A 12,788-nucleotide genomic window follows, 5' to 3' on the forward strand; every position below is an offset into this window, starting at 1 on the left:
TTTTTGTAATTAATATATCTGCTGTCTTTTTATTTTTATTTGTTATCTTTATAACTGTAGTGTTTTCTTTTTCAATAGCAAACTATCTTTTTAGTGGATTTCTTGAAGACTATGTTATAGATACAGAGTTTTATAATTTTATTACAAATATAAATTATAAAAAGATTTTCACTGACTGGTTCAATTTTTCGTTTTTGATTTTTGTATTATTTTACCCTTTTACAGTAATATTTAGCTTACTAGATGACTATTTAGTGCTAATTCAACTTAAGTGGTTCAATAAAATGATGAAAAATATATTAAAGTACAAGAAATTGTATGAAGCTTTTCTTATGAAAGTATGGTTATATGTTCCAATTATATTAACTATTCTACTTAATATTCCAAGTGATAATATAGATTACTTAATATTACTTTTCTCTGCTATATTTGCTTTGAATAGTCTAAAAAATAATCTATCTTTAAAAATAAAAAATTATGTAGATTCTAAATTACTTAAATCCTAAAAAAAAAAGAACCTCCATAAATCAAGGTTCACTATACACGATTATAAGCAATTTCATGTATTAATTTTTGAATAACTGACAAAAATTAATGTCCTTTTAAATAATTTTACAGAAAAATAATTACATAAATAAAAATAAAAAAGTAGGGGTCAAAAAATAATTTGACCTCTGCTTTTTTTATTTTTTTGTCTTAAATTGTCAAATTAAGTGCAACACAGTTTTATAAAAGATTTCATAAGGTGTTTTCCAATTCAAACATTTTTTGGGACGTGTATTTAATTTCGTTGCCCAACCTTGTATCTCTTCATCAGTTGCATCTGTCAAATCAACACCTTTCGGTGAGTACTCTCTAAGGAGTCCATTTGTATTCTCATTAGATCCTCTTTGCCAAGGGGCATGAGGATCTGGAAAATAAATTTGCGTATTATTTAATTCCTTAGTCAATCGGGCGTGTTGACTGAATTCTTTACCACGGTCAGGTGTAATGGTTTTACAAAAATTAGAATCAATACCTTGTAGTAATTTAATCATTTGGTCAACTACCGGCTTAGAAGCTTTCTTCTCAGATTTACCGATTAGTAATAACCTAGATTTTCTATCAACTAGCGTTACTAAGCACGCTTTACCAGTTTGACCTGCAACTGTATCTGCTTCCCAATGACCAATCTCAGTTCGTTCATTAGCGCTATCTGGTCGTTCATGAATCGTATTGGAGATAGGGATCTTTCCTCTTCTCTCTACGTGATTTTTAGAATGGCGTGTTTTACCTCTGTGTCTTAATTTACGGATAGCGCCTCGATTACCGGTTGATAAACCAGGCTCATCGAAGTCGCCACGATAAATTGCACGATAGATAGTATTATAACTGATTTTATTTTTGGAATTTTCAAAGTTCAAACGACCAGAAATTTGTTCTGGAGACCATTGTTCGTTGAGAAATAGTCGTTTGACCAACTGGAAAATAGAGTCTTTATCTAGCGTGCGATGTCTGCCACATAGTTGTTTTCTACGTTTATACTCTCCATGAGCAGTTGACGGTGAATAACTGCCATCCTTGTTTGAATTACGATGTAATTCTCTTGAGATAGTCGATTTAGAACGGTCCAGGGTCTCGGATATATGCCCGATAGTTTCGCCTTGTTCATACATTAGGAATATTGTTTTTCGCTCATTCATGGTAAGATGTGTGTATGGATTCATAGCTTTCTCCTTCTAATAGTTGGTTGGTACATCTATTTTATAGGAAAACTATGGATCTTTTTTTATTTTATTATTGTTGTTGCACTTAAATTGTAAATTCGTCGTAAAAAAAACGAGCAAAAAAACACCAAAAACGTATTACAAATGTATACATAAAGTAAACATTTGTAATACAAAGCGTATACTTTTGTATACATTCGTAAACATTTGTATACATTTACGCTCTGTAACCATTGATATATATAGGTTTTGAAAATTAAAAAAACGGCGTTTTTTGCCAACCTGACGTCACTTTTTCCTTTGAGATTCGTCAGGCACAGCCTGACACGTCAACCTTTTTGAGCACAGCGAAAAACAGGTGACGTCGGAATCTCTTTATGCTCTTACCAAGAACTACCTAAATCTCCTTTTATTTTCGCTACTATTTTTTTTGATTTTTTTTCAAATGAGTGCAACGAATTTTTAAAATTGCGGAGCGATTTTTCACACAATTTTTAGCACAAACACGATATTTTTTATCGTGTATAAGTGCGCCCTTTTTTAAAAGGTTGCAGGAATCTCCTGCCAAGAAAAAACATCGTTTTGGGTTTTGTCATGACAAAACCGGTGCTTGCCTAGTTAAAAATTTAAACAAAAAAATTGGCGATCTGAAACATATTTTAGATTTAAAAATAAAAAACTCGAGAAAAATTCCTCGAGTTCCTTTTTTTAATGATTTAAATAATTTTCGATCTGACAATAAACTATCTCTGCATGTTTTAACTCTAGCGAACTTATATCTTCAGGATTTTTGAAAAAAACTTCGTCTATTTCGCGTAGAAAAGTAATAAATAATTCTTTTTTTCTTTGGCAACTAATTTTTTGTGATTCTCGAATCAAATTAAAGTTAGCTTCAAAATCGTTTATACCCATCTTCTTTTGTATAATGAGAAGGCAAAGGAGGCTTAAACATGAAGAAAATTAATAAAGAAATAGTCATAGACACAATACCTATCAGAGATAAAGATACGTATAAAAATAAAATGGGGCGCATATTATGTGTTGGAGGTAATCATGAAAAGGGTGGAGCCATTATCATGAGTGGTCTGGCTGCTTTGTATTCTGGCGCAGGATTAGTGACTGTCGCGACGGATCAAGTGAACCGGACTAGCTTACATACTCATGCGCCAGAAATTATGTTTATTGATATGTATGAGTCTGATAATTTAATTGAAGCAGTAAAAGAAAAAGATGTAATAGTGATTGGACCAGGTTTGGGCTTGACTGAGAAAAGTCGAGAAGTGCTTAAAACAGTCCTTCAATCTGCTTCAGGTGAGCAATATCTGATCATCGATGCCGATGCGATTACGCTACTTGCTGAAGGGGAAGTCAAGCGAGAAACCAATGGCCATTGTATCTTCACGCCTCATCTTGGTGAGTGGCAGAGACTCATAGGTCTAAATAAAAATAAATTAACAGTAGAAAGGAATCAACAAGCTCAGAAGGATTTACAAAGCATAGTTGTATTAAAAGGATCGCCTACACAAGTGTATGTTGACTCAGATGTCTTTGAAAACACAACAGGTAATCCCTCGCAAGCGACCGGCGGGATGGGAGATACGTTGACTGGGATTCTAGCTGGATTCATTGGACAAATACCGAATGTCAAACAAGCAATTCTTTCAGCTGTGTTCATTCATAGCTACATTGCGGATCAATTAGCAGAAACTCATTATGTCACATTACCAACGCAAGTGATTCGAGAACTACCAAAAGTGATGAGAAACTTTGCAGACGCAAAATAATAAACAAATGAAATAGGCTACTGACGAGTAATCCGGTCAGTAGCCTTTTATATGTGTTGAATTGCAATAATTATTGCGACAATTTTTTATTTACTCAATTAATAAGAGTTCGTGTAAAAATACTTCCAAAGGTGTTTGGTAATCTAAGCATTTCCTAGGACGATTATTCATTAACCACAAAGCTTGGTTGAGTTCTTGGGAAATCACTCTAGCGAGGTCTGTTTTCTTAGGAAAAAACTCACGCAGTAAACCGTTAGAGTTCTCATTGGTTCCTCTTTGCCAGGCACTATAAGCATCGGCAAAATAAAAATCAATCCCTGCTGCTTCGACCTCAGGATAACAAGCAAATTCTTTTCCTCGATCTGAGGTAAAGGACTTTAAAGCTTCCTTAGGTAAGTTTTCTATCAAATCTTCAATCGCAGTTTGCATAGCAACTTTAGAGCGATTTGGCATGGTTAAAGCAATATATAGACGGCTTTTTCGTTCTGCAAAGCTCGCAAAACAACCTTTACTCTTACCTCGAGAAGAAACAACTGTGTCGAGTTCCCAATGCCCGAACTCTTTTCGATTCTTCACAGATTTGGGGCGTTTTGAGATGGGAGTGCCGATATTAAACTTTCCTCGCGTTTCTTGAGGCTCTCGACTTTTCCCTTTGTGTCTTAAGACAGTTAGGGGTACCTTTAAGATATCTTGGTAAATCCAGTTATAGATGGATTTAAAGGAAAGTTTTCCCTGATAGTCTCGTCCAACAATTTGTTCAGGTGACCATGTACGTTCTAATTTATCTTGAATGTCTTTAAGTAGCTCGACCGTGTACTTAGGATTTCTACCCTTAAGACGTGCACGTTGATTGGCACCTTCATGGGTATCCTGAGCTTGGTATTGATCTGAAGGGCATCGTTTAAGTTCTCTATAAATCGTTGACCGATGGCGCCCGATTAATTGGGCAATGCGATTAATTTTATAACCTTCTTGATAGAGTATTTCTATTTTTGAACGTTCCTCTATGGTAAGATGTGTGTAGCTCATAACAGACCTCCGTGTTTATGTTTTTGTCGTTACTAACATTTTACACGAACCTGTTATGGGTTTCTTTATTTGTCGCACTTAATTTTACAATTCATCATGTAAATAATTATTTGTTTCTCAAACGTAAGGCATTGAGTAATACGGAAATTGAACTTAAACTCATCGCAGCCGCGGCGAACATTGGACTTAATAAAGGTCCATCGAAGAAGAGGTAAAGTAAGCCCATCGCGATTGGAGTCCCAATCGTATTGTATCCAAAGGCCCTGAATAAGTTTTGCTTAATGTTACGAATGGTTGCATGACTTAAACTGATTGCTTTTGGAACATCACGTAAGTCATCATGCATTAAAACGGTATCAGCTGAATCTATAGCTACATCGGTACCAGAACCAACTGCCATCCCGATATCAGCTTGAGCTAAAGCAGGCGCATCGTTAATACCATCACCAACCATAATTACTTTCTTTCCTGCATTTTGTAACTCTAGTACAATGGCAGATTTATCTTCTGGCATGACTTCACTTAGAATGCGGTCAATACCAAGTTCTTCCCCAATAATATTCGCTGTGTATTGGTTGTCACCAGAGGCCATAATGACTTCAAGACCTAGGTCTTTCATCTCTTTAATTGCTTGGCTTGATGTTTCCTTAATAGGGTCCATAACCGCAACAATTCCAATCACTTCATTATCTAAAGCAATATACATCGGTGTTTTAGCTTCATTGGCTAATAGTTTAACTTGTGCCTCTAATGAACTAGGTACTTCACTTAGAGAGTCCATTAATTTTTTATTCCCAATCGCAATTTCTCTGCCTGCAATGTCTGCTTTAATTCCGCGTGCAGTTATGCTTTCAAAGTGATCGGTTGGCAGTAAGTTAATTTCTTTCTCTTCGCTATACTTCACAATGGCTGATCCTAGTGGATGTTCAGAGACCGATTCTGCTGAAGCAACCAGTTGTAAGATGTCATCTTTATCAAAGCTTTCGTTAATGATGAAATCTGTAACAGTCGGTTCACCTTCTGTAATCGTCCCAGTCTTATCTAATAGAACAGTCGTCGCGTTATGTATATTCTCTAGCGTTTGTCCGTTTTTAATTAAGATACCTTGGCTCGCACCATTTCCAGTCCCAACCATGATTGCTGTGGGAGTTGCTAAACCTAGGGCACAAGGACAAGCAATAATTAAAACACTAATAAAGATATTTAAAGCAAAGTTCAGCGGTTTACCCATCACAAAGAACCAGAATAGACCAGATAGAATCGCAATAATAATAACGATGGGTACAAAGTAACCTGAGATGACATCGGCTAATTTCGCAAACGGTGCTTTAGAACCTGAGCATCTTGAACCATGCGAACGATTTGAGAAATCATCGTATCTTGTCCAATGCGAGTAGCTTTATATTTAAAAGCACCCGTTTTATTGATACTTGCCCCAGTGACTAAGTCACCAACTGTTTTTTCAACAGGTAAACTTTCGCCTGTTAACATGGACTCATCAATGCTCGAATGACCTTCAACCATTTCACCATCGACAGGTAAACTTTCCCCTGGTCGAACTTGGATAATATCTCCAATGTTTAACATTTCAACAGGAATCGTCTCAACTTCTCCGTTTTCACGTACGACACGAGCTGTATCGGGAGCTAATTCCATTAAGCTTTTAATCGCTGAGGATGTTCTTCCTTTAGCCAGCTCTTCCATATATTTACCTAAGGTCATTAAAGTTAAGATGACAGCAGCTGATTCAAAGTATAATTCTAAATGTTCATGCGTATCCACTTGTCCGAAAGGGATTAAAGCAGTCATCACGATACCTTGTAAGTATGCTGCACCCGTACCAACAGCAACTAAGGAATCCATATTTGGATGTCCATTAAATAATGTTTTGAACCCACGTTTAAATATGTCTAAACCAAAATATAAGACGGGAGTCGTTAATATTAATTGTAATACCGCATTGGCACCCGGATGAATACTTGGGTCAATTACTGATGGTAAAGGCATTCCAACCATTGGGCCCATAGTTAGAATAAAAAGGGGAATGGTAAAAATAGCCATCTTAATTAATGTTTGTTTCATAGAGTTTAACTTAGTTTCCTTACGTGCCTGATCTACTTCGTACTGCTCTTTGGCAGATAATGCTAGCTCTGCTTGATAACCGGCGTCAGCCACGGTTTCTTGGATTAATTGAGCGTCTGCAGTCTCTTCCCAAGTTACAGATAATTTTTCAGTAGCTAAGTTAACGGAAGCAGAGTGAACTTGTGGGAGTTTTGCCACTGCTTTTTCAACAGTTTGTGCACAGCTCGCACATGTCATTCCTGTCACAGAAAAGTTTTGAAAAGTATCATCTGAACGAGTAGGTTCAGTTTGAGTAACTAACGTATAGCCTGCATCGGATACAGCTTTAGAAATATCATCGAGTGATAGTTTTGACTCATCAAAGTCGATACTTACTTTTTCTGTTAATTGATTCACTGAGGCTTCATTGATACCATCCAATTTATTCACAGCTTTTTCAACAGAAGACGCGCATGCAGCACAGTGCATGCCTTCAATGGCATAAGTTTTCAATAAATAAACCTCCTATTCTTAATTAAAGTAATTGGTAACCAGCGTCAGACACAGCTGTTAGCATGTCTACTTTTGAAACAACAGTATCATCATATGTAACATCTGCTGTTTTATTGGCAAAATCGACCGTTGCGTCAGATACACCATCAAGATTTGATAAAGTGTTTTGGATTGTTTTACTGCAATTCATACATCCCATACCTGCGACTTCAAATTGTTCTTTTTTCATATTAATTTCTCCTCTTATTTATTAATGTAAATGACAGTGACATTGTCCGATAGCACATTCACAAGCTACTTCCTCTGGTGCTGTGAGTGCTTTTGTTTGGAGTTGTGATATTAACTCTTGAATTTGATCTTGCGATAATTAATTTGTGTCAACAAGGTGAATAATGAGGCTGCCGCGTTCTTTCGTACATATCGAGTCGAATACTTTATCGGCTTTTAAACGATTAGCCTCGAGTTCTGAAATACTTGGTTTGTATTTTAAAACTTTATCGGTTTTTATTTTTTGAATATTTTCTTTGTTTACTAAACGGTTTATGAGTGATTTTACCGTTCCTTCTTTCCAATCGAGAATGTCTAACACCCGGTCAATGATTTCTCGACTTGTTAAAGGAGCATCTGCCCATAACACGCGCATCACTTCCCATTCTGAATCGGAAATGTTTAAATCTTGAATACTTAATTGTTGAGTCATAATTTCCCTCCTAACACGGGGTTGCATTTGTAACCTAACTTTAGTTTGCACGTGTAACCTAAATAAAGCAAGAGCAAATTACAAGCTTTTTAAATTTTATTGAATATACTAGAACTATGAATAAAAAGCGAAACAGACACAACATATAGTGTGGATTTGTTTAGTGAAGCACAATATTTAGAGTTAATCAACCTTTTATTTGAAGTGTATCCATGCTAATATATAGTACTAAAGAGGACGGTGTAATGATGAAAATTATATATATGTCTATCATAGGGAATACACGGCGTTTTGTTGAAAAGTTAGAAATGGACTCTTTAGAGTTGTCTGAAGTAAATGCATTTACTGAAATACACGAAAACTTTATTATGATCGCACCAACATATGCAATTGAAATGACTGATATTTTGAATGATTTCCTAGAGACTGACGATAATTTATCCTATTGTCAGGGCGTCATCGGCGCAGGAAACCGAAATTTTAATGAGCTTTACTGCTTTACAGCAGAAGATATTGCACTCGATTATGATGTTCCATTATTGTATCGCTTTGAGTTTCAAGGCTCGGATAATGATGTAAAAAAAGTGAAGGAGATTGTGACTGAAATTGAAAACACCAATTATGTCTAAAGCACCCAATGAAATTACATATTTCAAATTAAATAACGAATTAAATATTCCAGTAGATAATAAAATCCCATTAGAGAAAGATAAAGAGGCGGTGCGTGCATTCTTCCTAGAGCATGTGAACCCTAATACTGTGTTTTTCTATACATTAGATGAAAAATTAGATTATTTAATTGAACATGACTACTTAGAAGTAAGTTTCTTAAATAAGTATGACCGTGAATTCATTAAGAAATTAATGCAAACAACTTATGAGAAGAAATTCCGTTTCAAATCATTTATGGGCGCACATAAGTTTTATAACCAGTACGCTTTAAAGACGAATGATGGGGAAAGATACTTAGAACGTTTCGAAGATCGTATTGTGTTTAATGCCTTATTCTTAGCGGACGGGGACGAAGTTCTTGCAATAAATTTACGTGATGAATTAATCGCTCAACGCTTCCAACCTGCAACACCAACATTTTTAAATGCTGGACGTAAACGTCGTGGTGAGATGGTATCTTGTTTCTTAATTGAGATTAGTGATGATATGAACTCAATCGGACGTAGCATCAACTCTGCCTTACAATTAAGTAAGCGTGGTGGAGGCGTAGGTCTAAACTTATCAAACTTACGTGAAGAAGGCGCACCGATTAAGAAAATCGAAAACGCGGCTTCAGGTGTTGTACCAGTTATGAAGTTATTTGAAGATTCATTCAGCTACGCCAACCAATTAGGACAAAGAAATGGTGCTGGAGCGGTTTATTTATCAATCTTCCATCCAGACATTGTCCGCTTCTTATCAACTAAGAAAGAAAATGCGGATGAGAAAATCCGTGTGAAAACTTTATCGCTTGGAGTAACGGTTCCGGATAAATTTTATGAATTAGTTGCAGAAGATGCTGATATGTTCTTATTCAGTCCTTATGATGTTGAACGTGTTTATGGCGAGCCTTTTGCTTATGTGGATATTACGGAAGAGTATGAGAACATGGTTCAAAATAAAGAAATCCGTAAATACAAAGTCAAAGCACGTGAATTAGAGAACGAAATAAGTAAATTACAACAAGAATCGGGCTATCCATATATTATTAATATTGATACAGCCAATGATGCGAACCCAATTGATGGGCGCATTGTAATGTCTAACTTATGTTCAGAAATTTTACAAATTCAACAACCATCAATTATTAATGATGACCAAACCTTTGAAGATGAAGGAATTGATATTAGTTGTAACTTAGGTTCTACAAATATTGTGAATATGGTCGATTCACCTGACTTTGCTAAATCAGTTGATACCGCTGTCCGTGGTTTAACATTCGTTACAGATCATACGAGTATCGATGCCGTACCAAGTGTGCGTAGAGGGAACGAATTAAACCATACGATTGGTTTAGGAGGCATGGGACTTCATACGTTATTCGCGATTAATCAAATCTATTACGGGTCTGATGAATCATTAGAGTTAACAGAAGCTTATTTCTACGCACTAAATTACTGGTCATTAGTATCAAGTAATCAAATTGCACGCGAACGTGGTGAAACTTTCCATAATTTTGAAAATTCTGATTATGCTAATGGTTCATACTTTGATCGTTATATTGAAGAACCTTTTGTTATTGAAGATGAAAAAGTAAAAGAAATCATGAAAAATGTACCACTTCCAACTGCAGAAGATTGGGAAGCGTTAAGAGATAAGGTTCAAAAAGATGGACTATATCATGCTTACCGTCATGCGATTGCACCAACTGGAAGTATCTCATATGTAAACGAGACAAGCGCGAGCTTACACCCAATTACACGTCTAATTGAAGAGCGTCAAGAGAAGAAAACGGGTAAAACATATTACCCAGCGCCTCAATTATCAAATGATACAATTGACTACTATGAGTCAGCTTACGACATTGATATGCGTAAAGTTATCGATGTGTATGCAGCGGCTCAAAGACATATTGATCAAGGAATGTCTCTAACATTATTTATGCGTTCAGAGTTACCAGAAGGATTATATCCTTGGAAACGTCCTGGCGTGAGAAAAATGAATACGAGAGATTTAAATATCCTACGTAACTATGCTTGGAACCAAGGCATTAAATCAATTTACTACGTTCGTACATTTACGGATGATGGCGATGAAATTGGAAGTAATTATTGTGAGAGCTGTTCAATTTAATAAGTTTTATAAAGGAGAATAAATGCATGGTAGAACCAAATTACATAGCGATAAATTGGAATGATATCGAAGATACCGTTGATAAATTGACTTGGGAAAAGCTGACTGAGCAATTTTGGTTAGATACACGTATTCCAGTATCGAATGATTTAGATGATTGGCGTCGTCTTTCAAAAGCAGAACAAGATATGTTAGGGAAAGTCTTTGGTGGCTTAACACTTTTAGATACACTGCAATCTGAAGAAGGGGCTGTTGTCTTATTAGATGACGCAAGAACACCACATGAAAAATCTGTTTTAAGTAATATCCACTTTATGGAAGCAGTACATGCTAAATCGTATTCAACGATTTTTATTACATTGAATACAAACTCAGAAATTGACTCAATCTTTGATTGGACGAATACGAACGAATTAATCCAATTCAAATCGGATAAAATTAATGATGCGTACCAAAATGGTACACCGCTACAAAAGAAAGCGGCGAGTGTCCTACTTGAATCATTCTTATTCTATTCGGGTTTCTACGCACCATTATGGTATTTAGGAAACAACAAAATACCTAACGTAGCTGAAATCATTAAACTTATCTTACGTGATGAATCTGTTCACGGAACTTATATTGGTTATAAATTCCAATTAGGCTACAATGAGTTAGGCGAAGCAGAACAAGAAGAATTAAAAAACTGGGTCTTTAACTTACTATTTGAATTATACTCAAATGAAGAAAAATACACGTCTCATTTATATGATGAATTAGGTTGGACAGAAGACGTGAACACATTTGTTCGCTACAATGCGAATAAAGCTTTACAAAATATGGGCTTCGAACCTTTATTCCCTGATACAGCTGAAGATGTGAATCCAATTGTTATGAATGGTATCTCAACAGGAACAAGTAACCATGACTTCTTCTCACAAGTTGGAAATGGTTACCTACTTGGAGAAGTTCAAGCTATGGAAGATAATGACTACAAGCAATGGGCAATTAATGACCGTCGCAAACAACGTATGCAATACCGTCAAGAGAAGAAACGTCGCCGTGAAGAAGCGAAAAATGCTCAAGCGTCAGCAAAATCAACAAATTAATTTTATAATCTCAATGAGGTTTCACAATAGTGACGCTTCATTGGGTTTTTTGTTCTAAAAGCTAGTCAACCTGTAATTAGTGGTGTTAGGCATGAAAACCCTTTATAATGGAGTATAAGAAAGGTGTGATCGCGTGAAAAAATGGAAATGGGGAATATTGTTTCTAACTGTATTTTTACTATATGCATGTGAATCTCAAGAACAGTCAACTACTACGTATCCTGATGCCAACTACACGACCGAAATGGCCCAAGAAACAGACGAAAATGTCAGCCGCCAACAAATAAATGAAGATCGAGAAATTATCTACACAGCCAATGTGATTTATCAAACCATTCGTTATGATGAAGCGAAGCAAAGTATTGAAGAAATCATTGAAGCTAATGATGCTTATATTCAATACCAAGATGAGTCTAGGAATCAATACAGTTATGCAGAAAGTTCTCAGTCGCTCACGTCATTAAGTTTGACGATCAGGGTTCCTCGAGACAATTATGAAGAGACGCTCACACAGTTTGAAAACAATGACCAAGCCCAACTTATTCAACTGACACGTGGTTCTCAAGATGTAACTCAACAAGTTCAAGATATTGAACTTCGTATCGAAGCGATCGATTCTAGAATTGACCGACTGAATGAACTTAATGATCAAGCAGAGTCCGTTACGGATTTAATTGAAATCCAAGGCGCTTTAGAAGAAGCAATTGCGAGTCGAGATAGTTTATTAGCAGAACAAACTTCTGTCTCCACAGAAGTTGAAAATGCAACGATTCACTTGAATTTACAAGAAGTTGTTGAGTTATCTGATGGAAGTGAAAGTCAATTGACTTTCTGGGATAAAATAATTGCAGCTTTTAACGATACTTGGGAAAATTCAATTGAAGCTTTTCAATGGGGGATACTTACATTGATTTTCTTAATCCCTTATATCATGGTAGTTTTTATCATTATATTAATTGTTCGCTATATTTTAAGGCCGTTGTTTAAAAAACTTAAAAGTGTCCTGCCAAAGAGGAAAGAGAAAGCGATAAGTGAGACGAATAGAGAAAAAAACAACTTTAATACAAAAGATTGAGTAAAACAGTTTCAAAAACTGTAAAAAACATGTAATATTAAATAGTAA

Annotated in this window: 10 protein-coding genes and 1 pseudogene; 6 read left to right on the plus strand and 5 right to left on the minus strand. The window is 35.7% G+C overall.

Annotation, left to right across the window (positions count from 1 at the left end; all coding sequences use genetic code 11):
- Nucleotides 1-506 (plus strand): hypothetical protein (locus HW423_RS08025; RefSeq protein ID WP_218931419.1); only part of this gene is annotated, 506 nt, incomplete at its 5' end.
- 198 nt (nt 507-704) lie between these two features.
- Here the strand turns inward: HW423_RS08025 and HW423_RS08030 are convergent.
- Nucleotides 705-1,706 (minus strand): IS30 family transposase, encoded by a 1,002-nt coding sequence (locus HW423_RS08030; RefSeq protein ID WP_218931420.1) that lies wholly within the window; start codon nt 1,704-1,706, stop codon nt 705-707.
- 950 nt (nt 1,707-2,656) lie between these two features.
- Here HW423_RS08030 and HW423_RS08035 point away from each other — a divergent pair.
- A complete protein-coding gene (locus tag HW423_RS08035; RefSeq protein WP_218931421.1) occupies nt 2,657-3,490 on the plus strand; it encodes an NAD(P)H-hydrate dehydratase in 834 nt (277 codons plus the stop codon).
- Between the two features lie 90 nt (nt 3,491-3,580).
- Here the strand turns inward: HW423_RS08035 and HW423_RS08040 are convergent, their stop codons facing one another.
- The 4 genes and pseudogenes from HW423_RS08040 to HW423_RS08055 form a co-directional block, all read right to left on the minus strand.
- Nucleotides 3,581-4,519, minus strand: coding sequence for an IS30 family transposase (locus HW423_RS08040; RefSeq protein ID WP_218931422.1), 939 nt, complete (start codon nt 4,517-4,519; stop codon nt 3,581-3,583).
- 106 nt (nt 4,520-4,625) lie between these two features.
- Nucleotides 4,626-7,069, minus strand: a pseudogene (locus tag HW423_RS08045) (heavy metal translocating P-type ATPase).
- A 46-nt stretch (nt 7,070-7,115) separates the two neighbouring features.
- Nucleotides 7,116-7,322 (minus strand): heavy-metal-associated domain-containing protein, encoded by a 207-nt coding sequence (locus HW423_RS08050; RefSeq protein WP_218931423.1) that lies wholly within the window; start codon nt 7,320-7,322, stop codon nt 7,116-7,118.
- A gap of 138 nt (nt 7,323-7,460) precedes the next feature.
- On the minus strand, nt 7,461-7,793 hold the full coding sequence (locus tag HW423_RS08055; protein WP_218931424.1) for a BlaI/MecI/CopY family transcriptional regulator: 333 nt from the start codon (nt 7,791-7,793) through the stop codon (nt 7,461-7,463).
- A 245-nt stretch (nt 7,794-8,038) separates the two neighbouring features.
- Between HW423_RS08055 and nrdI the strand changes: the two genes are divergently transcribed.
- The 4 genes from nrdI (at nt 8,039) to HW423_RS08075 (ending at nt 12,740) form a co-directional block, all read left to right on the plus strand.
- Nucleotides 8,039-8,422, plus strand: a complete 384-nt coding sequence (nrdI, locus tag HW423_RS08060) for a class Ib ribonucleoside-diphosphate reductase assembly flavoprotein NrdI (RefSeq protein ID WP_408014888.1) — start codon at nt 8,039-8,041, stop codon at nt 8,420-8,422.
- The gene (gene nrdE / locus HW423_RS08065; protein WP_218931450.1) at nt 8,415-10,577 is read left to right on the plus strand and encodes a class 1b ribonucleoside-diphosphate reductase subunit alpha; all 2,163 of its coding nucleotides are present in this window, start codon (nt 8,415-8,417) and stop codon (nt 10,575-10,577) included. Before nrdI ends, nrdE begins: the two co-directional genes overlap by 8 nt.
- 26 nt (nt 10,578-10,603) lie before the next feature.
- Entirely contained in the window at nt 10,604-11,665 is a 1,062-nt protein-coding gene (nrdF, locus tag HW423_RS08070; RefSeq protein WP_218931425.1) for a class 1b ribonucleoside-diphosphate reductase subunit beta, read from the plus strand.
- Nucleotides 11,666-11,798: 133 nt separating this feature from the next.
- Nucleotides 11,799-12,740 (plus strand): DUF4349 domain-containing protein, encoded by a 942-nt coding sequence (locus tag HW423_RS08075; RefSeq protein ID WP_218931426.1) that lies wholly within the window; start codon nt 11,799-11,801, stop codon nt 12,738-12,740.
- Nucleotides 12,741-12,788 lie beyond the last annotated feature (48 nt).

Origin of the sequence: Ruoffia halotolerans (genome assembly GCF_014049385.1) — a bacterium.
GTDB lineage: Bacteria > Bacillota > Bacilli > Lactobacillales > Aerococcaceae > Ruoffia > Ruoffia halotolerans.

Coding starts and splice junctions, on each gene's coding strand:
- HW423_RS08055 (WP_218931424.1), bottom strand. CDS start 7,793: ATGACTCAACAATTAAGTATTCAAGATTTAAACATTTCCGATTCAGAA.
- HW423_RS08050 (WP_218931423.1), bottom strand. CDS start 7,322: ATGAAAAAAGAACAATTTGAAGTCGCAGGTATGGGATGTATGAATTGC.
- nrdI (WP_408014888.1), top strand. CDS start 8,039: ATGATGAAAATTATATATATGTCTATCATAGGGAATACACGGCGTTTT.
- HW423_RS08040 (WP_218931422.1), bottom strand. CDS start 4,519: ATGAGCTACACACATCTTACCATAGAGGAACGTTCAAAAATAGAAATA.
- HW423_RS08035 (WP_218931421.1), top strand. CDS start 2,657: ATGAAGAAAATTAATAAAGAAATAGTCATAGACACAATACCTATCAGA.
- nrdF (WP_218931425.1), top strand. CDS start 10,604: ATGGTAGAACCAAATTACATAGCGATAAATTGGAATGATATCGAAGAT.
- nrdE (WP_218931450.1), top strand. CDS start 8,415: ATGTCTAAAGCACCCAATGAAATTACATATTTCAAATTAAATAACGAA.
- HW423_RS08030 (WP_218931420.1), bottom strand. CDS start 1,706: ATGAATCCATACACACATCTTACCATGAATGAGCGAAAAACAATATTC.